Consider the following 24,080-nt stretch of genomic DNA (forward strand, 5'->3'; position numbering starts at 1 on the left):
CACCGAACGGCGGAGCCGGGCCGACTGCTGCCGACCCGGCTCCTTACCTTCTGCTGATCAGTGACTCACGCCTTCGCGCGACGACCGCGGGTCGCCTTCACCGGGCGCCAGGAGGCCATGGCCCCGTCGGTTAGATGCAGCCGCCCAGCGGTTTCGGAGAGGAACCCGGTGTACGTGTCGGCCGGCGACTCGCCCCAGACCGGATCGAACTCGCCATGCCATTGCCGCACCCACGGCAGCACCTCACGCAGGCCCGCGAGCAACGGAAGCAGCCGATCCGCATCCCAGCCATCCTCCTGTTCACGCGCGACGATCAGGGTGGACAGGGCCTGCGCCTGCTCACGGTGATCCCAGCCAGCCCATCCGATCAGCAGTGAAGGGTCACCGTCGCGGCCGCCCCCGGGATAGGAGATGAACCGCTCCTTGGGCACATCGAGCTTGCCGCGGTGTCGCCAATAGCTCGTCTTGAGAAAGTCGGTTGGCTTGTACTTAGGCGGCACCGGGATTTTCTTGCGGAATTCCTTCTTCGCCGCGTCGTCGCGGAGCGCATCCTCCTGCCGCTGCAGAACCCAGACGTTCTCCCAGTCTGCCCGCGTCACCAGCCCGGAGTCCTTGTAGCGCAACGCCGCCAGATGTGGCACATGCTCGTCGGCGACCAGGTCCGCGATCACCTTGCCGAGGTCCTGACCGGGGGCATAAAGACCAGCCACTGACAGTACGTCGTCGTCGCGCCGCAACTCGTCGGCGAGCTGCGCAGTGGTCAGCGGACGCGGCTGCTCCATCCCGTCGACGTGGTGGAACCACAGTTCCCGCGCTTCGCACCGGTCCAGGAGCCAGTCCCGCAGCGCCTTCGCCTGCATCGCCTCCCAGCCCTCGGTGGCCCAGCGGCGCTTGCACTCCGGCCGCTCGATCAGCGCGATGTTGCGATTGTTCTCGATGACCGCGATCCGCTGCTCTACGATCGCCCGATACTCCGCCGTCCAATGCGCGGGCAACTCGGTGATCGGCGTGAACTTATGGTTGTGGTGGACGAACCACGTGGTCTCCAGCTCGCCCGCCTCTATTTGCCGTGCCATAACGATCTCGAATGCCCGTTCCCCCGGATTCAACTCAGGCACCGCATCGTCTGGAGCAATGAGCTCGCCGTCCAGTAGCCCGTATAGTGCGTAGAACCGCCAGTCCAACTCCTCCTGCAGCGCGATCATCCTCGCCCGGACTGAGTGCCACTCGCTCTCAGCGGCATACAGCCTCTCCCGACTAGGCACGCCAGAAGCGGCAATCTCCATGGGTCTTACCGCAGCAAGCCGCAGTGCCAGCTTGTCCATCTCCCGGCACAGTCCCAAGGGGTACCCCGTCGGCAGCGGATACTCCTGCAACTTGGTACCTGTGAACTCGAATCGATGCTCCCAAGGCTCGTCTGCACCAGCTTGCTCTGCTCCCGGTCGCCCCTTGTTGTGGCTGACCTGCTTGAGCCAGAAGCACGCGGTCGAACTGTTGAGCACCCCGAGTAGCCGCAGGTGATCGTCCTCCGTCGCGTCCTCAGGCAACTTAATCACCGGAGCCGACTGCTTGAATACCTTCCCTCCCCGATCCAGCACAAAGTGGTTATGCGTGGCCACAAAAGCAAAAGAAATAGACCACTCATTCGCCTTCTCGTCCCGTGGAATCTGATGCCATTCAAACCAGGGCCTACCGTCGCCGAAATATGTCCCTCGTGAGAATGTAGCTCGATTTCCGAGATCGTTCCTAAAAGGCCACAGGCGTTTTCCGTGCTGCGGCATAACGTCTAGCTGGACGAGCTTCCGGGCCGAGTCATAGGGATGAAAGGCATGGTCTCCGTCAAGAGTTGCCCAGTCGCGCTGCTCGTCACCCACCACGAGCCGGCGATGGTAATCGCCTTCAACTCCTAGGCGCACGAAAGTAGCAGCCGGGGCGGTCATGGCTTCGTCCGCGCCCATAACTCCGTAGAAGCCGATACGAAACAAATTTGATCCAAGATTGACCGCCGAGGCGGTCTCTATCGATTGCAGCACGCCACCTGCGCCGCCACCGGCCAAACTCCACGGAAATTTCGCGAGAGCCGACCGAGACGTTTCGGCGGCGCTAACCCACTGACTTTCGGATCCGGGGGTGTCGACCTGGCCAACGATGGCCTGCCAGACGAGGCCTTTTCGAGGGTCAGCCGGAGCGCTCGGTTCGCCGCGGATACCCATGACCGTTCGGATCGTGCTGGCTCTACCTCGGTTAGTGTTGCGGCCGACCAGAATCACGGTGGGGGTACCGTGGCCTGGGATATAAGCACCAGAAGTGTCGATGACGTGGGTCAGGTTGACATCGAGGGCGAACAGGCTCTCAATCATCTTTTTGCCGAACTCGCGTTTCATGAACGAGTTGGCGGTGATCTGGCCGACGAACCCGGCGCCCTTGCCTTCGCCGTCACCCTGTTTCGCAAGTTGGAAGAAGCGCTGCGCGAACGGGACCGACAGGGCGTACTTGCCGGAGCAGGCGTCGTACATCTCGCGGTAGGCCTCGTTGAGGCCCTTATCCTTGACCGTGATGTATGGCGGGTTCCCTACCACGACGTGGTAGCTGCCGGCGGTCAGGATGCCCGGATGTTCGGCTACGTCCTCAGTCGCGTAGGCGAACTCGGTCATCGGGTCCCCGCCGAAGAGCGTGCCCGCACGATGCTTGATCAGCGAGTCGCCGACCGCCAGGTGCATCGGAAAGACGTAGTCGGCCGCGTCGGCGAGCGTCGCGATTCCGCTCGCGCGTAGAGCCGCCATCAGCAGGCGGAACCGAGCGATGGCCACCGCGAACGGGTTGATGTCGACGCCGTGCACCGCGTCCAGCGCCAGCCGAACTCGCTCGTGGGCGTCCCGGTTGGGGGCATGGCGTTCCCACTGCTTGAACAGCCGATCGAACGCACCGAGCACGAAGTGGCCCGAGCCGCAGGTCGGGTCGATCATCTTGACCTGGTCGTGGCCGAACTCATCGATCGCCGGAGTCAGCGTCAGGTCGAGGATAAACTCCTCGACGAACTCCGGGGTCTGCAGCAGTGCGTACGTCTTCTTGGCGTACTCGGAAAGGTCTTGATAAAGGTCTCCGAGGAAGCGGGTGTCCCACACCTCGTCGCGGAAGCTGTGTACCAGGTCGCCGAATTCGCCGCGGCGGCGCCAGAAGCCGATCAGTTCCTTGGCCGCGTCGTGTGACATCGGGATTTGGTAGAGCGGGTTGTGCCGCTTGTCGAAGAGCGACTTGCCGGCCTGGCTGCGGCCGATCGCGTCGAACCCCTGGTGCAGCCAGTCGCGCAACGTCTTGTCCGGCTGGTCGCGGAAGAACTGCGCCTCCGCCTCCTCGGCCAGCACCAGCCGGTCGCCTGGCCCGGCCAGGAACGGCTCCGGCAGCAGCCCGTTGTCCTCACAGAAGCGGACGAAGACCGTGCCGAGAACCCACGCCACTGCGGCCTGGGTGACCCGCTCGTCGCGCCACACCGTCCAGGTCGCGGAGGTGCGGCCCACCTTGAACGCGTAATCGTATTCACCGCGCAGTCGGAGGCGTACCTCCTCGACCGACTCAGCCTGCTCCTGCAGGTCCTTTTCCAGGGTCTTGACCTGCTTCTGCAGGTCACTCAAGAGCAGTTTGCGGTCGATCACCCGATGACTCTAGCCGCCGACCGGGCCGCTGAAGAGGACCGTCTTGGCCTGGTTGTCGACCGTTTGGCGGAAGAGCACGCCTCTATGCTCGTCCGCGTGATTACCAAGGTGACGATGAAGCAGCTGTCGACGGCGCGTGGCTGCGTTCTTGGCCTTGTGCTCGGCGACGCGATCGGTGCCGCAGGCGTCGAGGTGCCATCCAGCGGCGTGTTGCGAGCGACCAGCGCCGCCCAGCTCGCCTGCTTCACGATCGAGGGCGTCATCCGGGCGCACGTGCGAATGGCCCACAAGGGGATCTGTCACCCGCCGGGCGTGGTCTGGCATGCGTACGCACGGTGGGCCACCATGCAGGGGATTTCTGAGATCACGCCGTGGGAGAAGGAGGGCTGGCCCGACGGCTGGCTCGCTCGGGTGCCGGTGCTGGCCGTTCGGCGTGGCTCGGCGCCGGCCACTGTTACGGCGTTGCAGAGCGGCACGATGGGCCAGTTCGATAAGCCGGCCGGGAGCAGCATCGGCGCGCACGCGCTGACCCATGTCCTTCCGGCCGGGCTCGTGGGTGACTGGGTTCAGGAGCCTGGACGTTTCGCGGCGGAGATCGCGGCGACCACTCACGTCGGTGAGGCGGTGTATGCGGCTGCCCTGGGCGCGAGGATCGTCGCCGAGATCGTCAAGGGTCAGGGCATCGAGGACGCGATACGACAGGTGCAGCCGGAGAGTCTGACCTTCCTGGAACAGCAGCTCGATTCGCCCCTCGCAGATGCCGTGGAGGTTGCACGAGCTCAACCCCGGCAGGCTGCGAGGCTTGCTCAGCTCGCGCCCGATGCCCGAGCGGCTTCCGCGCTGGCCGGAGGCGTCTACGTCGCGCTCTCCTTTCCCAGGCGTGACCAGATCCGCGATGCCTTGCTCTTCGCCGTCTCCAGCGGCAACGGGAGTCACGTCGCTGCGGTCGCCGGTGCTCTGTTGTGCGCTGCCCACGGTGCTGACGCGTTGCCCGTCGACTGGGTGTCCCGGCTGGAGTTGGCGTGGGTCGCCGACGTCCTCGCTCGTGACCTCATCGCAGAGTTCGTCGACCAACCATCGGGCACCGAATACACCCCCGGTGACGATCCGAACTGGAGGGATCGCTATCCGGGCTGGTGAGCAGCCTGTTCGGATCGTGCTGGCTCAACCGCCGCAGCAAGCCATCGGAGTTGTCCGTTCGTGCCGTCGAGGTTGGAGTAGTCGCGCCAGGTGATCGGGTAGCTGCCGGACAGGGTCCGCTCGCTGCCGGCGTGGTAGCTACCTTCCGTGCCCCAGCGCAGCAGACCCGACAGGTTTTTCTGCCCTTCGTGGATCCGGAATGCCTGGTCGCGGGTGAGTTTGGCGGTCGCGGGCGGTTGCCAGAGCCGCTGGTCGTTGGTCAGCATGATCGCGAAGCCGTTCGACGCGCGACCGGAAGCACAGAACTTCTCCAGCCGGGCTATGTCGAAGACAAAGCCCTGCCGTCCGAGGTCGGTGGCCTCGTGGTTGCGCAGATGGAACGATTCCCCGGTGACCGGGTCCGCGCCGACCCATGTCCTGGTGAAGTACTTGAACTCGACAGCTGTCCGGGCCCGCGGCCCGAAGCAGAGCAGTTCGACGTACTCACGGGTGTCCTGCCGGACCTCCAGCCGGATCTGAAGCGAAGGCTCAATCTCGCGCAGCACCCAGGCGAAGGCGTGCTGGAAGTCGGCCTCGGAGTGGAACACCGGCCGCACCGAACTCAGCTTCTCCATGACGGTGCTGACGTCGACGGCTCCTGCGATGAGCGGCGTCGGGTCATCGTGCCGGATCACGCGGTGGCGGCGCTACGGTGCGTGTTCTCGACCCAGGCGTCCGGGAGGGAGATCCATTCGTTGTCGCCGACCCGGACCACCGTGCCGTCGAGTTTGGGCAGCAGGTCCGGGTCTTCGGTCGGGCACAGCAGCCACAGCTCACCACCGCCGCCGCGGGCCGCGTCCGCCAGTTCGTACAGTCGCTCCATCGCCCGATAGCGGGCCAGTATCGCCGCGTCGTGCAGCAGCAGCGGGCCGCCGCCGGTCCGGAGTTCGTCGAGCAGTTGCGGGGCGACTGATGCCCATGCCTGCTCCACGTACTCGCCGAGCTTGATCGCCGAGCGGGTGCCGGGTTCGGCGATGTCAGCGCCGAGCACGGTTTCCCAGGTCGGTTTCGGCCGGGCGTCGACCAGGCTGTGCAACGTGGTCAGGAAGCGAGAGGCGACGTTGAGCGGCCGGGCGGAGAAGCGCCGAACGAGTTCTTCACGGGCCAGGGCGTACCGGGAAAGCCGTACCGTCAAGGCGCGGAAACCGCCGGCGGACGCCGCGCCGGTCAGGCGTTCTTCGGCGCGCAGCGCCGAAGCCAGGATCGGGGAGTCCGCGGTCCACGCGGTGGGTGCCGTCGACGCCGACGACCGACGCCGCACGATGGTCATGGACGAGGACGCGGCGGCCCGGGTGGGGGCGGTGTAGTGGTCGCGGTTCCAGATCAGCTCGAAGCCGGCCTCGGTCAGCAGGCGGTCGAGGCGGGGGTGTCCGGGAAGCGGCGCGAGGTCCGGGAAGCGGGCGGCGACCCGGTCGGCGATCTGCGCGGGGGTGAGGCCGCGCGGTTGACCGGGTAGGCCGGCGGGTGGCAGGACGCCGGCCTGGGCAAGGCGCAGCGCTCGTACGGGGTCGAGGTTGCGTGGGTAGATCTCCAGCCGGGCGGTGGCGGCGGCGTTCTCCGAGGCCACCGCGGCGAGCAGGACCCGCCGCCGTTCGTCGATGGCGTCGGCGGCGCCCCCGGGTGCGGTCACCGTCGCGAGGGTGCGCAACACGGTAGCCGGGCTGGGCAGCACCTCGTTGCCGGCGAGGCGGTCGGCAGCCTTGCCGAGCGCGTCGGCGTAGTCGAGCAGGGCCGGTGCGGCCGGGGTGTCCGGGGCGTCGTCCTCGCCGGCTTCCAGCGCCACGAGCAGCCGGTCGCCGTGGCGGCGCGTCAGCAGGCGCGGTTCGTCGGCGAGGGCGTCGATCTCGACGGCGGCGCGGACCGCGGCGAGCGCGACGGTGTGGCGTAGCTCGTCACCCGTGCGCATGGATCCGCGGCTGGTGAGCAGGGCGGTGGCCAGTTCGTCGACGCCCATCACCCGGCCACCGTCACGCAGCAGGTCGATCAGCTCAGTGCGGACGCTGGACACGACCGGGATGTCATTCCAACGTTTGCGCTGTTTACCGAGGATCTGCGCGACCCGGCCAGAGGTCACGTTCAGGGCCGCAGCAACCTGCGGCTGTTGAGGCCACGGCGTCAGGCCGGGCAGGGCTCCGGTCTCGTCCGGCAGGCGCAGCAACAGCCGGGTGCCATCGACCTCGGTGGCGTTGCGGCCGTTCTTGGCCGGGATGAGCAGGGTGGCGATCGCGTCCAGACCCACCCGGACGAGCTCGGCATCGGCGGGGCCACCGGACAATTCGGCGGACGCCTCGGCGGCGGCGCTGCGGCGGGCGTTCGGTGAGGTCGGCAGGGTTTCCCGCTCGGCCAGTCGGGCACGCCAGTCCTTGACCCGGCGCTGCAGCTCCTGGCGGGTCTTCGCGCCCAGGCCGGGTAGGTGGGCCAGCTTGTTCGCCACGGTGAGCAGGTCACCGACCGTGGCGGCGTCCAGGCGGTGGGCGGCGGAGACCGCCCGGGGCGTCAGGCCGGCGGCTTCCAGGGCGGTGGCCCGGGTTGCCTTGGCGGCAGCCTCGTCGCGGGCGGCCTCGGCGACCTCGACGTCCGGTTCATCCTGCGGCTCGGGGTGCTCGGTACCGACCGGCGCACTGGCGTCGGAACGTCGAAAGACCTGCTGCCAGGCGTCGCGCATGTCCTTGAGCGAGGCGAACCGGGCACGACTGTCACGATGCAGGGCGAGCTGGAAGAAGTCGACCAGGCCGTCGCGGATCGCCGGGTCGAACGCTTCGGCGGCGAGAACCGGTGGGCCCTCGGTGTGCTGAGGTGCGGCGCCGTCGTCGTCCCAGCCGGGCAGCTCTCCGGAGGCCATCTCGTGCAGGGTGACGGCCAGGGCGTACCACTCGGCGTGTTTGTCGTAGACGGGCCGGTTGACCGTTCCCAGGAACGGGTCCAGATACCGCGGTGTGCCCGCGGTGATCTCCTTGACCGACACGCCGGCCAGCGAGAAGTCGAAGAGCACGAGCTGGCGGGTGCGGTTGGGACGGATCCGGATCGCGATGTTGTCCGGCTTGATGTCTCGGTGGTAGACGCCCTCGCCTTCCAGATAGTCCAGGGCGCCGAACAGGTAGTCGCTGTAGGTTTCCAGCTCGTCGACGGTGAGCCGGCCGTCGTCGCGGAGTTTGCGGGCCAGTGTCAGGTCACCGGCGTGTTCCAGCACGATGATGGTGCGGTTGGCGATCCGCAGGGGTTCGGGCCGGGCCAGCCGGATCACCCGGGAGTCGGTCAGCGGGCTGAGAACACGCGCTTCATGGGTGAGGCGGCTGGCTTTCTCGTCGGAGAGGCCGACCTTGAGTACTTCGGCGCGGCCGGTGCGGTCGTTGTCGGCGAGGAAGGCGCGGCAGGTCGAACCGGTGCCGAGCCGCTTTCGGACGGTCCATTCGCCGACCTTGTCGCCGGAGCGTGCCTCGAGCGGGTCGGTCGGCTCGGGTTCCGGCTGGGTGGGATGCACGGATGGGGGCGACGACGGTGTGGTCAGCTCCTCCTCGACAAGCTCGAGCATCTCGAGGAACTCGGCGGCGGTCGTCAGTCGCTGGGCCGGCACCGGCGCTGTCGCGGCCTGCACGAGTTCGTCGGCGAACTCGGAGATGGAGTCGGCGACCGATGAGGCCCGCAGGCCGTTATCGCGGGTGAGGCGAGACAGCAGCTCAGGACGCTTCGCGGCTGGAGGCTGGCCGGTGAGGATCAGGTAGGCCAGCGAACCCAGACCGAAGATGTCCATCGCGACCGGATCCGGCCGCGGAGCGGTCATCTCTGGAGCCAGGTACGCCTCCGCCGATCGTTCGAGGTGGGCCGCCGCGTGTGATGACAGCGCTACCACGCCGCCGCTGCCGTCACTTCCGGCGGAGTCGGTTCCTCGGGTCGCGGCCTGCCAGTCGCTGATCTGCAGCTGCGGGAGCAGCCACGCCTCCTCCTCCGAGCCGCCGCGCCGCTTCGGACGGGGAGTAACGAGAATGCTCCGTGCTGACAATGCCCGGTGATGAAGGTGACGGCGATGCGCGTACGCCACCGTCTCGGCCAATTGCCGGATCATGGTGAGCCGAGCGGGCGCGTCCAGGCGATCCTGGTACTGGGCCATGTAGTGGTCCAGTCGCATGGAACGCGGGTCGTACCGGAAAATTAGTGCTGGGCCGGCCTCGTGGGACTCCATCGAGTCGACCTGGACGATGCCGGGATGGCTGATGCCGTGCAGGACGAGCATCTCCCGTTTGGCCGCCCGCTCGATGCTCGCCCGCTCGGTCTGCACCGCGTTGCGCTCGACCAGGTAGATCCGCACCCGGCGGCGTTCACGTTCCAAGTCACGATGCTTGGCGAGATGGTCCTGCCAAGTGGGACCGACATCGAACGGCCTGGTCTCCAACTCCCACGACCCGATCTGGTAATGCCGCCGGCTCCGCGCGATACCGATCTCGGCAAGCAAGTCGGGAAGCGCCCGGGACGTCTCGACGGTGAGCCGCTGCCGCTCGTCCTGCGGCGGGCGCTGCAGCAGCGCACCGATGGTCGGCAGCCGGTTCGCCGGGTTGGGGCCCACTGGCTCGGGGCCATAGACACCATGCAGGTGGTGGTCCGAGAGCTCAACCTGCAGGCCGGGCTTCGACAGGAACACCGCGGCTTGCACAAACGGAATCCGGACAGGCGAGCCGCGCCGCCGGGAGGCCGCGGTTTGCAGGAGCGACTTGAGCTTCTTCGCCTTGGCATCGGCCAGGTGGAGCGGGTTGTCAAAGGTGCGGGTATGGCTGGGGCCGTGCTGGATCCAGTTCGAGCCGCTGGATACGAGCCGCCCGTTCAGGCTCTTGATCTCGATGAGGTAGAGGCCACTCGGTGCGGCCACGAGCAGGTCGACCTCGTACGGATGTCCGGTTTGCGCGGTGAAGGTGAAGTTCGACCAGGCCCGGTACGGCTCAGTGTCCGGTAGCAGTTGCTGTACGTACGCCAACGCCTCGCGCTCGTGCGCGAACTGCGACGGCGTGATCGTGGTCCACCGGCCCTCCTGCATGACAGAATCCTATTGGTCCCAGGCACCCTGGATACGGACGGTGCGGTGGTGACGACTGCGCCGTCGTCCCAGCACCGGTGCGTTCGGCGCGTCACCAGGAAGGGTTATCCGGAACTGTGGGGAAAACGCCCAGCAGTCGGGCTTCGTTCACCGTCTCCGAGTCATCCTCACCAACCGGCACCTCGAGCACCACTCGCTCGGCGGAACTGGCGCTCTCCCATGCCTTCCGGATACCGGCAGCGTCGTGGCCGATCCGGTGGCCGACCGCGAGGATCTCACCGGCTCCGGTCTCGGCGAGTTGGATCAGCTCCTGCAATGCCTCGTCCCTGACGTCGATCCCGTCAGCTGATCGAAGGTCGATCGTCAGTACACCGGGGCGTGGGCGGAGGAGTGTCCGCAGCGAGCCTGTGCTCTTGAGATCGGAGCCCTCCGCTCGGAATCTGAACCGGCTGACCAAGTCGACGCCTGCCGCCCATTGCGCGAAGGTCGACTTGGTGTCGACCGGGACGACCTCCCACCGGCGGTGTCCGTCGAAGGCTCGCAGCACGATCCTGAGTCCGGACGTGAAGTCTTTCTCCGACATGCCGCCTCTGCGTCGTTCATAGACGACAGCCAGGTCAGCGAGCCGTACAGCGAAGGTGACGGTCCGACCGCGGAGTACCGCCTCGTGCTTGAAGTCCTCGACACCAGGATCGTAGAGATCGGTATCCTCCTCGGTCTCCCAGCCGAGGCGAGCCACGACATGATCGCCGTCCGATCTGACGCGGCCGATTCGCCAGATCCGGCTCTTCGCCAGATGCCTCAGACCGGGCGTGATGATGGTTCGGATCGACTCGGGAGGGGCGGGGAAGAGGAGCGGTGGTTCCGGCGGCATGATCCGCGCCCGAGCAAGCCTGCTGATCGCACCGCTACCCATATATCGAACTTATTCGAACTCATCCCGCATGGTCACTCTCGGAAACTGACAGATCTCGGACTGTAATCTTGGCCCGTACCGCGTCCACGACATGGAAGCCGAGTGGGCGCTGGTAGATACTCGCTGGATGTCGGCAGCATCGAATCGCCACCGGATCCTGGAGGCCTTACGTCTCAGCGGACAGCCGCTGGACGATGATCGGCTTTCGACTGCCGCCGGCGTCTGCCCGAGGCAGCAGGTCAACCAGATCTGTCGAGCGCTGGAGAAAGACGGGATCGTCCGCCGGTATCGGGGCCCTGGCGAGAAGCTGGTCAACGAGCTGATCGGCGCCGACATCGCGGTCGCTCCGATAGAAGGCGATCAGACCGGCGGTCGTGGAATCACCAACACCTCCGAGTCGATCGACATAGCCAGAGACCCGATGCTTGACTCCCCGCCGGGCCATTCCCGCGAGCAGCGCGACGCCGAGCGGGTGATGCTCGACCTTCTCGGTCTTCAGTTGGGAGTGGTGCTTGAGCCGGCCCGCATCGTCGTAACCGACGGCACCCGAGTCGAGGTCGACGGGTCGGACGCCGGACGCTCCGTGCTGGTGGAGTGCTGGGCCCACCAGGGGCCGCCCAAGGTCGCGCAGAAGCACAAGGTTCTCGCCGACACACTGAAATTGACCTGGATCGCCACCAAGATCGAGCCGAGACCTCGGCTGTTCCTATGTCTCGGTGATCCGCTTGCTGCCAAGCCGTTTCTGCCGACGTCGAAGTCATGGGCGGCCCACGCGCTCCAAGACCTTGGCGTGACGATCGCGGTGGTTGACCTCCCTCTTGAGGTGAAAGACAGGGTCCGGGCGGCGCAGCAGCGCCAGTACCGATAGACACAGCGGTGGCCGCCAGAGCGACATAGCGCACCCGCGTTACGCGGAGCCGGACCATGACCGCATTCGATGGCACGTTCACCTGATCGACCCGGTTGCGCGGGCCCCGAACGTCCAGCTGAGAGCTATGGTGGCCGGTGATGCCCGGTTTCGGGTCCGAGGTGGCCGTTCGTCGATTAGTTGGGGTGGCCGATGCCGCGGCGGGCTGTTGTTGCCGATCCTGGCTTCGGCCGCAAGCTCAAGGAGCTTCGTGAGCAGCACGGACTGTCGCTGCGCAGGCTCGGCGGGATGGTCCATTGTTCGCACGGCCACCTGTGGGATCTCGAATCGGGGACCAAACGGCCGAGCCTTTCGGTGGCAGTGCTGCTGGATCAGGCGCTCGAAGCGGGTGGGCAGTTGTCCGCCATGGTGTCCGAGGCGTCAGCCGACACCGATACCCGGCCCGTCGCGCTCGAACATGCGGTGGTGGCCATGCCGTCCGGGCTAGAGTTCGCGCCGGGCTGGCGGCACGGCATAGATGTCGCTGTTGATCTTTGGCCAGGCGATATGCAGCGGTGGAACCTTCTGCGGCAGGTGGGCTTCAGCGCGACGGCCTTCCTGCCTGCGGCGATGCGATGGCTGATGTCGGCGCTCGACGAGCACCCGGCCGGCAACGGTGAGCGGCTGATCGGGGCCGCCGATATCGAGACCGTGCGCCGGATGACCTCGACATACCGGACGCTGGATAACCAGTTCGGCGGCGGCCACATCCGCGACAGCCTAGTCCGCTTCCTCAACGCCGACGTCACCGAGCTGATCAACGGCCGCTACGACGCGGCGACCGGCCGCCAGTTGCAGACCCGAGCCCGCCTGGAACACGTGATCGCCAACGGCGACTCAGCCGAGCGCAAGGCCATCATCGAGGAACTGACGCCGAAATCCGCATCATCGGCGAGGAGATCATCCCCGTGTTGCTGCTGCCGCACGACGAGCACGTCGCCGGTGGACGCGACGACACCCGCTACGTCCACCGGTGACGGCAACGAACCGGATCCGGTTCGCGCAATGTCAAACCTGGTGGAGCTGAGGGGACTCGAACCCCTGACCCCCACACTGCCAGTGTGGTGCGCTACCAGCTGCGCCACAGCCCCTTGCCGTACTGCCTTACCGTGGTACTGCCTTACCGTGATACGGACGTACCGTGATACTGCCTTACTGGTCTTGCTGTGTTTCCCGGGCTCACCCGGGCACGGCAGCAATATTACACACCTCCACGACCCCCACGGCGGAGGGGGTCAGTTGAGGGTGGGGTCGGCGGGGAAGTGGGCGACGGCGGCCATGATGCCGCCCTGGCGCTTGAGGACCATGGCCCAGAGGTCGTCGGGGCGGGAGACGAAAGCGTCGCCGGGGAGGGCGTCGAAGACGAACCAGGAGCCGGCGGAGATCTCCTCCTCCAGCTGGCCCGGGGACCAGCCGGAGTAGCCGGCGAAGACGCGCAGGCCGGCCAGGTTGTCGCCGAGGGATTCCGGGTCGGCGGAGAGGTCGACGGTGCCGACGCCGCCGGAGACCGGGTGGAAGCCGGACGGGCGCTTGACGGAGGGGCGCGTGCGGGCCAGGCAGATGGCGGACTCGGGCGCGACCGGGCCGCCCTCGAAGAGCACGGCGGGGTCGCCGGCGAGGCTGCCCCATTTCCCGAGGACCTCGGCGACCGGGACCTCGGTGGCGCGGTTCAGCACGACGCCGAGCGCGCCGCCGGTCTCGTGCGCGACCAGCAGCACGACCGTACGGTCGAAGTTCGGGTCCTTGAGCGATGGCGTCGCGACCAGGAGCCGGCCGGTCATCGACTCCATGGACCGACCTCCGATGCGCTGACCTTCAGGATGCACGCGACCCCCGTTCCACAGGTCCAGGCACGGCAAGGGGCCCGAAGCCGACCTTGCGCGCAGTCAACGCCATGACTCGCACGATAGCTTGCGCCACAGCCCGCCGATAAGGTCTGCACGTGAGTGAGCGCAACGATTACCCGACAGAGCCGAGGCGGGTTTCGCGGCGTAGCGCCTGCGTCACGCTGACGTCGTAAAGACCGGAAAAGACCTTTATCTGCCCGCTTCCGCACAGATCAGCTTCCGCACGCTCCCGCGGGCACCGGTCGTCGCCGGCGCTCCTCCCTGCACGATCCGTGGGCGCAAGGGCAAACCCGCGGAACCCGGATGGTGGGCGACTCGTCATACCGGTATGCGCCGTTTGCCGTACCTGGGAATTCTTCTCGTTCTGCCGCTCGTCGCGTGTGCCGCGCCGGGTGAGGCACCGTCAGCCGGGGCGCCCTCGGACGAACCGTCGAGTGCGTTCGCCGCCCGGGCCGAGGCCGTCGCGGCGGCGTGGCCGGCCGTGGCGGGCGCGGCGCCGGCGTGGCGGACCGGGTTCGTACCGTTGCAGGATCTGCTCGTCGCCCCGGCAGGGCTGAGTGACGAGCAGCGGCAGGCGTTCGACGCCGGGTGGTTCACGCTGGAGGGATCGCTGCCGGCGAGCGCCGGGTCCGGCGAGATCACCTATGCCTCCGGCGCGGAGAAGGCACCGTTGCTGAGCGCCGCCGACGCCTTCACGCTGATCGACCGGGGTGACCCACCGCCGTGCGAGCCCGCCACCGGCAAGCGGTCCGCGCCGGGGCAGCCGGGTCCGGACTCGCCGGTCAGCGCGGATGACGCGGCCTGCACGAGACTGCCGGTCACCGGCGCCACGCTGGGCACGGTGCCGTTGCGCACCAGTCGCGGCGACGCGACCGTACCGGCGTGGTTGTTCGCTGTGCGTGGGGTTGCGTCCCCGGTGGCGCGGGTCGCGGTGGCGCCCGCGTCGACGGCGCCGGTCCCGTCGCCGTCGCTGGCCCCGCCGAGTTCCGGCGCCGGCACGCTGAAGGCCGCGCAGAGTCTTGCGCGCGTCGCCGGGACCGCGATCGACCTGCGTCTCGGCGTCGGCGCCTGCGACGAGCAGATCACGCCGCTGGTGCACGAGACGGAGACGCTGATCGTGGTCGGTGGCACCGCCGTCTCCACCGCCGAGATGTGCACCGAGCAGCTCGTGATCCATCCGGCCACGGTCACGCTCGCGGCACCGGCCGGTGACCGGCCGATCCTGGACGCGCTGACCGGCCAGCTGCTGCTGCTGCGGCCCTGACGTCAGTCGGAGCCGCCGATGTCGGTCTGATACGCCTCCAGGACCAGGTCGGCGCCGCGCTGGCGGTGGGCGAAGAGCTGGTGGACGAGCAGCCGGGCCCAGGTGCGGATCTCGTCGGCGCGGGGCCGGTCCGCGTCGACGTGCTCCTGCAGCGCGCGGATCCGGTCCAGCACGGCCGCGTGCTCGCGGACCAGGCCGTCGACGCCGGAGGCGAGTCGCGGCGCGTTGTCGACGAGCGCGGCGTAGTGCCCGGCCGGGCCCTCGGTGGCCTGCATGTGCTCGTCGAACGCGCCGCGCAGGCCACGCAGCCGGGACGCGACGTGCTCGCGCCACGCCGGGTCGTCGTGCACGGGGTCGGCGATCGCCCGCGCCAGCTCGTGCGTGCCGTTCAGCAGCGGGTGCCAGCCCGTCGCCGTTTCTTCGCCGAAACCAGTCACCATCGCCGCACCCCCTGGTCGGTCACGCATCAGCCCATGAGTCGATGGTGCGGGAACCGGGGAACGCCTGTCCAGGATCACCATGAGAGCCGGTCACACCGGCAACAACGGTCTCACCGGCCCCACCGTCAGGCCGCGTCGCGCAGCCGGGGAGCGGCGAGTTGCCGGAAGCGGCTGCCGTGGAAGACGAGCGGCGCCACGTCCGGATCGGCGCGGAGCGTGTGCACGCGCAGCAGCACGATGTCGTGGTCACCGGCCGGCACCTGGCGCTCGATCGTGCAGTCCAGCCACGCGGCGGCGCCGCCGAGGAAGACCGCGCCGCCCGGGCCGGCCTCCCAGGCCACGCCCGCGAACCGGTCGCCGGTGCGGGACGCGATCTGCCGGGCGAGTGCGTCGTGGCCCTCGCCGAGCACGCTCACACCGAGCCGGCCGAGGTCCCGCAGCCGCGGCCAGGTGGTGGACGTGTGCTGGACGCAGACGGAGACCAGCGGCGGGCTCATCGACACGGATGTGAACGAGCTGGCGGCGAGCCCGGCCGGTGCGCCGTCGACCAGCGCGCAGACCGCGGTGACGCCGCTGGGGAAGCAGCCGTAGGCCGCGCGGAGCACGGCGGGGTCGTCGCCGACCGGACGGAGCTCGACCATGGCGCTCACGCTCCCTGGGGTATCGGCAGCAGCGGCCGGACCCGGTCCGCGTACGCGGGGAGTTGCGGGTCTTCGGCGAACGTCTTGTCGACCAGGTAGAGACCGCGGGCCGCGGTGATCGCGCCGAGCTCGGCCAGGACCGGCTTGAGCAGCAGTTCCGGCGCGAGCGCGTGGCCGGGCCCGGCGCCGAGCATCAGCGGTAGCGCGTGCACGCCGGCCAGTCCGTCCGCCGGGATCTGGTCGAGGAAAAGCTTGAGGATCCCGGTGTACGTGGCCTTGAACGTCGGGCTCGCGAAGACCACGATGTCGGACTTGACCACGGCGGCGACCGCGTCCGCCACGCCCGGATCACCCCAGGAGAGCAGGCCTGGACCGAGATCGATCACGTCGATGACCAGATCGGGTGCGCTGCCGGTAAGCGTCTCGGCGAGGAGGACTCCGGCGGCGAGGGTGCGGGACTTCGGCTTCGGATTCCCCGCGACGACAGCGATACTCACCAGCGACCCCGAATTCCATTGTTACCCGGTAGGAATTGGAGCCTATCCTGTCCGACCGTCGGCTCTCCCGGGAAGTGCCCCACCTCACCCCAGGTATATCCATCGACAGCGAGAAGTACCGTATCGCCGTGCGCCAGGATCGGGTCACCGTGCTGCAGCTCGCCATGTCCGGGTTGCTCACCGCACTGCTCGCGATCGCCATCAACGTCGCCACCGGCGGCCGGCTACCCGGCCCGTTCGCCGCGCTGGCCTGGCTCGCCTGGCCGATCGTCGCCGTGCTCGCGGTCGCGCTCATCGCGCTCTCCATCCGGCAACACCGGCTCGCCGGCGGTGGACAGACGTCGCACCGGCCGGCCGTCCCGGCGGAGCTGCCCCCGGCCCGCCCGATCCACGGCCGGGCCAGGGAACTCGCGGCGATCCGGAACGCACGCGCCCGTACCCCCGTGGTCGTGATCACCGGTGCGCCCGGCGCCGGCAAGACCGCGCTGGCCGTACGCGCCGCCCACGACCTGCGCCGGCATTACCCGGACGGGCAGCTCTACGCGGACCTGCGCGGCGCCGGGACCGTGGTCACACCGGACGCGGTGCTGGCCGCGTTCCTGCGCGCGCTCGGCGAGCCGGACACCGCCGCGCCACTGCCCGAGATCACCAACCGGTTCCGTACCGTCGTGGCGGGTCTGCGGTTGGTGATCGTGCTCGACGACGCGCTGGAGGAAGACCAGATCCTGCCGCTGCTGCCCGGCGGCACCGGAAGCCTGGTGCTGATCACCAGCCGCCGCCCGCTGACCGCCGGCCACCCGGTGCGGCTCGGCGGGCTCGGCCCCGGCGACGCCCGCGCACTGCTGTCCGCCACGGCCGGCCGTGCGCGGATCACCGCCGACCCGGCCGGTACCGACCGGATCATCGCGGCCTGCGCCGGGCTGCCGCTCGCGGTGCAGCTCGCGGCTGCCCGGCTGCGCGACCGTCCGGCCTGGCGCCCGGGCGATCTCGCGGACCACCTGGACGACGACGCCCGGCGGCTCGGCGAACTGAAGCACGGCGACGCGGCGGTGCGCGCCACCTTCCACAGCGCCTACGACGGGCTGTCCGGCACGGACCGGCTGGTGTTCCGCCGGGCCGGCGCCCACCCCGGCACCGTCTTCGGCACCGGCGCGGCGGCAGCACTCACCGGGCTCGACGAGGCCACCGCCGGGGACGCGCTCGACCGGCTCACCGACGCGATGCTCGCGGACAGCCCGGCACCCGGCCGCTACCGGCTGCACGACCTGCTCCGTCTCTACGCCCGGGAGCTGTGCGACGACGACGCGGCCCTCGACCGGCTGCTCGACTGGCTGACCACGACGGCGGCACCGGGGGCATGGCGGGACCTGGAACTGGACAACGCGCTGGCCGCACTCGGCGAAGCGGTGCGCACCGGACGGTACGAGGCCGTGTCTGCGCTGGTGGAGAGGGTGCATCCGCTGCTGGACCGGACCGGCGACCACGTACACCGGCTACCGCTCTGGCAGGCCGGCGCCGCAGCCGCCGCCGCGCTCGGCGACGACCGACGGCGGGTCCGCGCGCTGCGCGAGATCGCGCACTCGCACCACGATCTGGGCCGGCTCGACGCCGCCCTCGGTCCCGCGCGCGAGGCCCTGGACATCGCGGAACGGCTCGATGACCGGCGGGAGATCGCCAGAGCCGCCCGGGAACTCGGTGAGGTACTGCGCGGCCGGCACGACTTCGGGCCGGCGGAGGAACACCTCCGGCGCGCGCTCGCTTTGTTCGAGGAGACCGGAACGCCGGAGGAGGGCATCGAGATCCGGTCGGCTCTCGGCACGCTCTACAACCTCACCGGACGGCCCGGCCTCGCCGTTGACCTGATCTCGGCGTCCGTCGGGCTGTTCGATCCGCCGTTCGGAGACCCCCGCCATGCCTGGGCCGTCCTGGGGCTCGGCACCTCTCACCGTATGCTCGGTGACCTGCCGCGTTCCGCCGGCCTCGTGCGCCTGTCCGCCACCTGGGCCGCGACGGCCGCCGACGACTACGTGCTCGGCTACTGTGCGCAGGAACTCGGGCTGATCGCCCGGGAGGAGCGCCGCTTCGCCGAGGCGGAGCAGGAGTTCCGCCGGATGCGCGACCTGCACCGGCGCATCCGGCACGACACCGGGGTCGCCACCGCCCACCATCACCTTGGCGTCCTCGCCCACCGGCGCGGACGGCACCGGCACGCCCTCAGCGAGCTGACCGTCGCGATGGACCTGTTCGCCAGGCTCGGCAACACCGCCCGCCTCGACCGCAGCCGCGCCGCCCGTGCGGACGTTCTCGACGCGCTCGGCCGGCACGCCGAGGCGGCCGCGGACCGCGCCGCCGCGCGCTGAGCTACCAGGGCACCTCGCCGTCCGCGCCGAGGAAGCGGGCGGTGGAACCGGACCGGACCGCGCGGACCACCACGGCCGCGCCGTCCGTGGCGCTGCGGGTGCCGGTGTGGTGGTTCAGGTCGGTGGCGCAGAGGCCCGGGTCGGCGGCGACGACCGTGATCGGGGTGTCGCGCAGGTCGGCCGCGTATGCCAGGGTCAGGCCGTTCAGCGCGGCCTTGGACGAGCTGTAGGACATCACCGGGATCCCGGCGCCCGGCGCGGACAGCAGCGTGAGCGAGCCGAGGCCGCTGGACACGTTCACGATCCGGCCGGCCGGGGAGCGGCGCAGCAGCGGCAGGAACGCGCGGGTCACCGTCACCACACCGAAGACGTTCACCTCGTACGCGGCCCGCAGGTCCTCGGCCGTCAGGTCGGCCGGACGGCCCCAGCCGGTCAGCACGCCCGCGTTGTTGACCAGCACGTCCAGGCGGCCGTACTCGTCCTCGACCCGGTTCGCCGCAGCGGTCACCGACGCCGCGTCGGTGACGTCCAGCAGCACCGCCACCGCGCCGGCCGCCGTCGCCGCGGCCGCGCCCCGGCCGGCGTCCCGCGCGCCGAGCAGCACCGTCATCCCGGCCTCGGCGAGGCCGCGTGCCGTCTCAAGACCGATTCCCTTGTTGGCCCCGGTGATCAGGGCGATCCGTGCGTCATCCATGCCGGGCAGCCTGGGCCCGGATCGACGGCGGCGGAAGAGGACCGTGCAGTCCCTGGTTCGGCGCGGCCGCGACCGGCACGATGGCGGAATGGACCGCCGTACCCTCGCCGACTTCCTGCGTGCCCGCCGTGCAGCGATCCGGCCGGACGTCATCGGCCCTCGACGGCGGACGCCGGGCCTGCGCCGGGAGGAGGTGGCGCGGCTCGCCGGCATGTCGGCCGACTACTACGTACGGCTGGAGCAGGCGCGCGGTCCGCGGCCGTCGCGGCAGGTGCTGACCGCGCTCGCCCGCGCGCTGCGGCTGACCGGCAGCGAGCGGGCGCACCTGTTCGCACTGGTGGACATGGCGGCGGACGTACCGGAAGGGCCGTCCCAGGACGTACCCGTGGGCATCGTGCATTTGATCGATCGCTTGGACGACACGCCCGCGTTCGTGATCGACGCGGTGCATACGCTGCTGGCCTGGAACCGCATGGCGGTGGCGCTGCTGTGCGACCCGATGATCTGGGCGCCCGAGGACCGGAACCTGATCTGGCAGCTGTTCAGCAGTCCGCTCACCGACTTCGGTGACCCGCAGGTGGACGCGCACGCCCGGCAGTGCCTGGCGGACCTGCGCCGAGCCGCCGCCCGTTACCCGGACAGCCCGGTCGTGACCGGCCTGATCACCCGGCTGCGCGGCACCGGCGACGGGTTCGCGCGGCGGTGGGACGGCTATCCGGTCGACCCGCCGCGCGTCACGTCCATCAAGCGGATCCCGCACCCGGTCGTCGGCGACCTGGACCTGGACTGCCAGACCGTGGACATCACCGACCGCGACCAGCGCCTGATCCTCTACACCGCGGTCCCCGGCAGCTCATCGCACGCGGCACTGCGGGCGCTCAGCGACTCGCCGTGACCCGTGTTGCCGATCTCTGGATTTCGCGACGACCGGAGACACCGGCTCGTCCGGCGAGGAGAGCACGGTGGAGATCGGAGCCGCCGGAACCGATTCCATCGCTACGGCGTCCCCCCGTGGAGCGCATCCTCGGTGGGGCCGGCAGCCACGGCTTACAGCGCGATTCTCGATCACCGTGTCGCTGGACGGCCGCCGATCGACGGCCGGGCTCAGGCCGGTACGTGGCCTCGCCTCGGCCGCCGGCGAATTGTCGTTCGCATTCGGACGAACGTGTCCGCCATCGGAAATGCCAGGTGGATCGCCGCGCGGTAGAGCAGTGGGCCGGCCAGGCGGCGTTGCCAGCGGAGGGCGGGGCGGGCCTCGTCGACGGCGGGTGGGGCGTAGGTGAGCAGGCGAGGCTGGTAGGCGGGAAGGTCGCCGGTGGCGAGATCGTGGGCGAGGTGAGCGGCGTCCAGGATGGCGGTGCCGGCGCCGGCGCCGGCGGTCGGCGGCATCGGGTGGATGGCGTCGCCGAGCAGCGTGACCGGGCCGGGCGGCCAGGGCTGCAGCGCCGCGGGGAAGTAGAACGGGAACGCGGCGACGCTGCCCGGCTCGGCGCGGTCGACCAGCGTGTGGAAGTCGGGGGTCCAGCGGGCGGTCAGTCGGTGCACCAGCTCCGTGAGGTCAGGGCCGGCCGAGGTGAGCGGCGCCGCCACCGACCACACCAGGTAGGGGTCCTCGGCGGCCGGGTCGTCACCGGCGTGGTCGTGCAGCGCGAGGAACGCGCCGATGCCGCCGGGGCCGAGCATGAAGGCGAGGCCGTGCCGGAGGTCGGGCGGGATGCGCTGCGGCAGCCGGGAGCGGCCGGCGATGCCGATGATGCCGGAGCGGACCGCGGTGGGGCGGCCCACCCACCGGGCGGCGATCCGCGATCCGGTGCCGTCCGCGGCGACCAGCAGGCTCACCTCGTCGCCGGTGGACAGCGTGACCGAGTCACCGGCGACGTCGAAGCCGGTTACCGGCGTACCCCAGCGGATCTTGGAGTCGAGACCGCGGGCGAGGACGGTCCGCAGCGGGCGGCGGCCGATCATCAGGATCTCCCGGTCGTGGGTGATCGGGATTCGCAGGCGCGGCCGGCCCCGGTGATCGAGCACGGTGAACCGGCGGAACGAGGACGCGCCGGCACCACAGGCACGCAGCGCGCGCACGGAGGACTCCGGCAGCACGGCCGCGAGCACGGCGAACGCGTCCTCGGTCAGGTGCAGCCGGTATCCGGCGGTGTCGGCCGGGCCGGCGTCGCGGTCGTAGACGACGCAGTCGACGCCCCGGCGGGTCAGCGCGTGCGCGAGCGTCAGCCCGCCGATGCCGGCCCCGACGATGCCCACGCGCTGCGTCATGGTTCCAGCATGCGGCAGCGGGATCAGGGCAGGAAGGCCGCGATGTCGGCGGCGATCTCGGCCGGGTGTTCACCGTTGATCGCGTGTGACGCCTCCGGGTAGATCTTGACGGTGGCGGCCGGGAGCAGGCGCCGGGCGGTGTCCGCCGCGGCGGCCGCGTCGTGCACGCGGGACTTCCCGGCCAACAGCAGCAGCACCGGTGCGGCGACGCCGCGCACCTGGTCGTCGGACGGGCGGACCGGGGCGGACAGCTTGACCGTGTAGGCCTGCAAGCCCGCCTCGATCATGCGGGCGACCGGCTCGTCCTCGACCGGCGCGCCGTTCGCGGTCCAGCTGGCGAAGCCGTCCCGCCAGGCGCGCGGCGCCCACCGGAACGCGACCGGGATCGAGCGCAGCACCACGCCGAACGACAGATCGCCGAAGACCAGGATCGGGTCGAGCAGGATGACGCTCGCGATCTTCTCCGGGTGGTGAACGGCAAGGTTCATCGCGGTCCACCCGCCGAACGACAGGCCGCACAGGTGGATTCGTGGCTCGGGCAGCGCGAGCAGCACCTCGTGCAGCCAGCGTGCGTGGTCGGCGGTGGTGGCGACCGGCCGCTGCTGGACGCTCATGCCGGGCTCGCCGAGCAGGTCGACGGTGTAGACACCGCGCTGCCGCAGCAGGGACGGCAGGTTGCCGGCCCAGACCGGGGACGCGGACGCACGGCCGGGCAGGAGCAGCAGCGGCACGGCGGCCGGGTCAGCGCCGGTGAAGTGGTAGACGCGGACCACGCCGTACCCGGTGCGGATGTCGGCGGTCCGGTCCGGCGCGGGCATGCCGGCCATCGCCTCGCGGTAGGCACCGGTGAAGCGGTCGGCCGCCGCCGCGGAGACGAAGTAGCCGACCGGCGCCGGGTCGCGCAGCGCGTAGGCGACCACGGCCGCGATCACCGCGATGCCGGCGAGGACGGGAACGAGCACCTTCCTAACCATGAGGTCAGATTACTGACCGCCTGGTAGAAAATTCAACCGCAAAGTCAGATCGGGTACGGTGTTCGCGTGCCAGCCAAGAACGCCAGCAAGCCGCTCACCCTCACCGAGCAGGCACGACGCGCACAGTTGATCGGTGTCGCCATCGACGCGGTGGCCGCGCACGGCTACGCCGGGACGTCACTGGCCCGGATCGCCGAGGCGGCCGGCATCTCCAAGGCCGCGGTGCTCTACCACTTCCCGTCCAAGGACGCGGTGGTCCAGGCGGCCTACGCGACGGTGCTGGAGTCACTGATCGCGCACGTCGGCGCCGCGGTCGAGCCGCACACCGGCGGGGACGCGGTCGAGGCCTACATCCGCGCCCTGGTCGGCTACCTGCGCCTGCACCCGGGCCACACCCGCATGATCATCGAGTCGCTGGTCGCGGAGACGGCTCCGCCGGCCGGCCCGAACCGGCACGAGACCGTGGCCGCGCTGCTCACCGCCGCCGCGGAGGCCGGCGACTACCGGCGCGGCATCGACCCGGGGCTCGTGGCCGTGATCGTCAACGGCGCCATCGACGCGATCGTCTCCACCGGCCTGTCCGACCCCGGCTTCGACACCGCCCAGGCCGCGGACGAACTGATCCGCATGCTGAGCCGCACGTTCCGTTAGAGGTTGTGCAGCTCCACGTCACCGAGCATGCCGGTGTCGATCACCGCGGTCATGAACGTGCGGAACGGCTGCCGGCGCCGGTCCGTCGGGCTACCCGGGTTGAGCAGCCGCAGCCCACCCGGCGCGGTCGTGTCCCACGGGATGTGCGAATGCCCGAAGACCAGCACGTCCACGTCCGGATACGCGGCCGCGCACCGTGCCTCGCGGCCTTTCGCGTCCCCGGTCTCGTGCACCACCGCAAACCGCACGCCGTCCAGCTCGGCCCGCGCGACCTCGGGCAGCCGGGCCCGCAGCGCCGCGCCGTCGTTGTTGCCGTAGCACGCGATCAGCCGCCGCGACCGCCCTTCCAGCGCGTTCAGCAGCGGCACGTCCACCCAGTCACCCGCGTGCAGCACCACATCCGCCGCGTCCACCGCCGCCCACACCTCGGGCGGCAGATCCTTGGCCCGCTTCGGCACGTGCGTGTCCGCCAGCAGCACCAGACGCATGGCCTCACCCCCGCATCGACGATCACATCCCGGAAGCGGATTTTCCCGCTTCCGGCGTGGTGCGGCCCGCATGCTCCCGCGGGCACCGGTCCAATGCCGGTCGTGGGACGGCGGGAAGTCGCATGCTTTTCTCCGGCGCCGTGGGGAACCGGCTCCGATGCCGGGCGGCAAGCGGAGCTGCCAGCGGAGTCTTGGCGGGCGGCGAGGTCGGCCCGCTCCGCGCATGCGGGCCGCACCACGCCGGAAGTGGGAAGAGCAGAAGTTGAAAGGTT

18 protein-coding genes, 1 tRNA gene and 1 pseudogene are annotated in these 24,080 nt (G+C 69.8%); 7 read left to right on the forward strand and 13 right to left on the reverse strand.

Features of this window, described 5'->3' with window-relative positions:
- Positions 1-65: 65 nt before the first annotated feature.
- Positions 66-3,653, reverse strand: coding sequence for a BREX-2 system adenine-specific DNA-methyltransferase PglX (gene pglX, locus J2S42_RS16665; protein WP_307240196.1), 3,588 nt, complete (start codon positions 3,651-3,653; stop codon positions 66-68).
- A gap of 96 nt (positions 3,654-3,749) precedes the next feature.
- Here pglX and J2S42_RS16670 point away from each other — a divergent pair, with 96 nt between their 5' ends.
- Positions 3,750-4,793, forward strand: a complete 1,044-nt coding sequence (locus J2S42_RS16670; RefSeq protein WP_307240199.1) for an ADP-ribosylglycohydrolase family protein — start codon at positions 3,750-3,752, stop codon at positions 4,791-4,793.
- Here J2S42_RS16670 and J2S42_RS16675 read toward each other — a convergent pair.
- The 3 genes from J2S42_RS16675 to J2S42_RS16685 form a co-directional block, all read right to left on the reverse strand.
- Positions 4,778-5,467, reverse strand: a complete 690-nt coding sequence (locus tag J2S42_RS16675; protein ID WP_307240201.1) for a hypothetical protein — start codon at positions 5,465-5,467, stop codon at positions 4,778-4,780. The two genes, J2S42_RS16670 and J2S42_RS16675, sit on opposite strands and share 16 nt — an antisense overlap.
- A complete protein-coding gene (gene pglW, locus J2S42_RS16680; RefSeq protein ID WP_307240202.1) occupies positions 5,464-9,858 on the reverse strand; it encodes a BREX system serine/threonine kinase PglW in 4,395 nt (1,464 codons plus the stop codon). Before pglW ends, J2S42_RS16675 begins: the two co-directional genes overlap by 4 nt.
- Positions 9,859-9,949: 91 nt before the next feature.
- Positions 9,950-10,774, reverse strand: a complete 825-nt coding sequence (locus tag J2S42_RS16685; RefSeq protein WP_307240204.1) for a hypothetical protein — start codon at positions 10,772-10,774, stop codon at positions 9,950-9,952.
- A 91-nt stretch (positions 10,775-10,865) separates the two neighbouring features.
- Here J2S42_RS16685 and J2S42_RS16690 point away from each other — a divergent pair, with 91 nt between their 5' ends.
- The gene (locus J2S42_RS16690; protein ID WP_307240206.1) at positions 10,866-11,642 is read left to right on the forward strand and encodes a hypothetical protein; all 777 of its coding nucleotides are present in this window, start codon (positions 10,866-10,868) and stop codon (positions 11,640-11,642) included.
- A 192-nt stretch (positions 11,643-11,834) separates the two neighbouring features.
- Positions 11,835-12,422, forward strand: a pseudogene (locus J2S42_RS42185) (helix-turn-helix domain-containing protein); the annotation flags it as partial.
- 274 nt (positions 12,423-12,696) lie between these two features.
- On the opposite strand, the gene J2S42_RS16700 reads toward J2S42_RS42185, so the two are convergent.
- A tRNA-Ala gene (locus J2S42_RS16700) sits at positions 12,697-12,772 on the reverse strand.
- A gap of 144 nt (positions 12,773-12,916) precedes the next feature.
- Entirely contained in the window at positions 12,917-13,471 is a 555-nt protein-coding gene (locus J2S42_RS16705; RefSeq protein WP_307240210.1) for a YqgE/AlgH family protein, read from the reverse strand.
- Positions 13,472-13,856: 385 nt separating this feature from the next.
- Between J2S42_RS16705 and J2S42_RS16710 the strand changes: the two genes are divergently transcribed.
- Positions 13,857-14,792, forward strand: a complete 936-nt coding sequence (locus J2S42_RS16710; protein WP_307240211.1) for a hypothetical protein — start codon at positions 13,857-13,859, stop codon at positions 14,790-14,792.
- A gap of 2 nt (positions 14,793-14,794) precedes the next feature.
- Here the strand turns inward: J2S42_RS16710 and J2S42_RS16715 are convergent, their stop codons facing one another.
- The 3 genes from J2S42_RS16715 to J2S42_RS16725 all read right to left on the reverse strand — a co-directional run bounded on the left by J2S42_RS16715 (position 14,795) and on the right by J2S42_RS16725 (position 16,370).
- Complete coding sequence (locus J2S42_RS16715) at positions 14,795-15,232, reverse strand: hemerythrin domain-containing protein (RefSeq protein WP_307240213.1); 438 nt, start codon at positions 15,230-15,232, stop codon at positions 14,795-14,797.
- Positions 15,233-15,357: 125 nt separating this feature from the next.
- The gene (locus J2S42_RS16720) at positions 15,358-15,873 is read right to left on the reverse strand and encodes a flavin reductase family protein (RefSeq protein ID WP_307240215.1); all 516 of its coding nucleotides are present in this window, start codon (positions 15,871-15,873) and stop codon (positions 15,358-15,360) included.
- A gap of 5 nt (positions 15,874-15,878) precedes the next feature.
- Complete coding sequence (locus J2S42_RS16725; RefSeq protein WP_307240217.1) at positions 15,879-16,370, reverse strand: NADPH-dependent FMN reductase; 492 nt, start codon at positions 16,368-16,370, stop codon at positions 15,879-15,881.
- Between the two features lie 128 nt (positions 16,371-16,498).
- On the opposite strand from J2S42_RS16725, the gene J2S42_RS16730 reads away from it, so the two are divergent.
- Positions 16,499-18,730: an ATP-binding protein gene (locus tag J2S42_RS16730; RefSeq protein WP_307240218.1), complete on the forward strand. Its 2,232-nt coding sequence runs from the start codon at positions 16,499-16,501 to the stop codon at positions 18,728-18,730.
- Between the two features lies 1 nt (position 18,731).
- Here J2S42_RS16730 and J2S42_RS16735 read toward each other — a convergent pair whose 3' ends face one another.
- Positions 18,732-19,424: an SDR family NAD(P)-dependent oxidoreductase gene (locus J2S42_RS16735; protein WP_307240220.1), complete on the reverse strand. Its 693-nt coding sequence runs from the start codon at positions 19,422-19,424 to the stop codon at positions 18,732-18,734.
- An 88-nt stretch (positions 19,425-19,512) separates the two neighbouring features.
- Here J2S42_RS16735 and J2S42_RS16740 point away from each other — a divergent pair, with 88 nt between their 5' ends.
- Positions 19,513-20,319 (forward strand): helix-turn-helix transcriptional regulator, encoded by an 807-nt coding sequence (locus J2S42_RS16740; RefSeq protein WP_307240222.1) that lies wholly within the window; start codon positions 19,513-19,515, stop codon positions 20,317-20,319.
- Between the two features lie 209 nt (positions 20,320-20,528).
- Here the strand turns inward: J2S42_RS16740 and J2S42_RS16745 are convergent, their stop codons facing one another.
- Positions 20,529-21,695, reverse strand: coding sequence for an FAD-dependent oxidoreductase (locus J2S42_RS16745; protein WP_307240224.1), 1,167 nt, complete (start codon positions 21,693-21,695; stop codon positions 20,529-20,531).
- Between the two features lie 23 nt (positions 21,696-21,718).
- Entirely contained in the window at positions 21,719-22,657 is a 939-nt protein-coding gene (locus J2S42_RS16750; RefSeq protein WP_307240226.1) for an alpha/beta fold hydrolase, read from the reverse strand.
- Between the two features lie 78 nt (positions 22,658-22,735).
- On the opposite strand from J2S42_RS16750, the gene J2S42_RS16755 reads away from it, so the two are divergent.
- Positions 22,736-23,320, forward strand: a complete 585-nt coding sequence (locus tag J2S42_RS16755; RefSeq protein WP_307240228.1) for a TetR/AcrR family transcriptional regulator — start codon at positions 22,736-22,738, stop codon at positions 23,318-23,320.
- Here the strand turns inward: J2S42_RS16755 and J2S42_RS16760 are convergent.
- The gene (locus J2S42_RS16760) at positions 23,317-23,808 is read right to left on the reverse strand and encodes a metallophosphoesterase family protein (protein WP_307240229.1); all 492 of its coding nucleotides are present in this window, start codon (positions 23,806-23,808) and stop codon (positions 23,317-23,319) included. The two genes, J2S42_RS16755 and J2S42_RS16760, sit on opposite strands and share 4 nt — an antisense overlap.
- Positions 23,809-24,080 lie beyond the last annotated feature (272 nt).

The sequence above is a fragment of the Catenuloplanes indicus genome, assembly GCF_030813715.1.
GTDB classification, from domain to species: Bacteria; Actinomycetota; Actinomycetes; order Mycobacteriales; family Micromonosporaceae; genus Catenuloplanes; species Catenuloplanes indicus.

Excerpts from the sequence above, each read along its gene's own strand:
- J2S42_RS16720 (WP_307240215.1), bottom strand. The coding sequence starts at position 15,873 with ATGGTCGAGCTCCGTCCGGTCGGCGACGACCCCGCCGTGCTCCGCGCG.
- J2S42_RS16745 (WP_307240224.1), bottom strand. The coding sequence starts at position 21,695 with ATGACGCAGCGCGTGGGCATCGTCGGGGCCGGCATCGGCGGGCTGACG.
- pglW (WP_307240202.1), bottom strand. The coding sequence starts at position 9,858 with ATGCAGGAGGGCCGGTGGACCACGATCACGCCGTCGCAGTTCGCGCAC.
- J2S42_RS16690 (WP_307240206.1), top strand. The coding sequence starts at position 10,866 with ATGGAAGCCGAGTGGGCGCTGGTAGATACTCGCTGGATGTCGGCAGCA.
- J2S42_RS16685 (WP_307240204.1), bottom strand. The coding sequence starts at position 10,774 with ATGGGTAGCGGTGCGATCAGCAGGCTTGCTCGGGCGCGGATCATGCCG.
- J2S42_RS16740 (WP_307240222.1), top strand. The coding sequence starts at position 19,513 with ATGGACCGCCGTACCCTCGCCGACTTCCTGCGTGCCCGCCGTGCAGCG.
- J2S42_RS16715 (WP_307240213.1), bottom strand. The coding sequence starts at position 15,232 with ATGGTGACTGGTTTCGGCGAAGAAACGGCGACGGGCTGGCACCCGCTG.
- J2S42_RS16705 (WP_307240210.1), bottom strand. The coding sequence starts at position 13,471 with ATGGAGTCGATGACCGGCCGGCTCCTGGTCGCGACGCCATCGCTCAAG.
- J2S42_RS16760 (WP_307240229.1), bottom strand. The coding sequence starts at position 23,808 with ATGCGTCTGGTGCTGCTGGCGGACACGCACGTGCCGAAGCGGGCCAAG.
- J2S42_RS16735 (WP_307240220.1), bottom strand. The coding sequence starts at position 19,424 with ATGGATGACGCACGGATCGCCCTGATCACCGGGGCCAACAAGGGAATC.
- J2S42_RS16710 (WP_307240211.1), top strand. The coding sequence starts at position 13,857 with ATGCGCCGTTTGCCGTACCTGGGAATTCTTCTCGTTCTGCCGCTCGTC.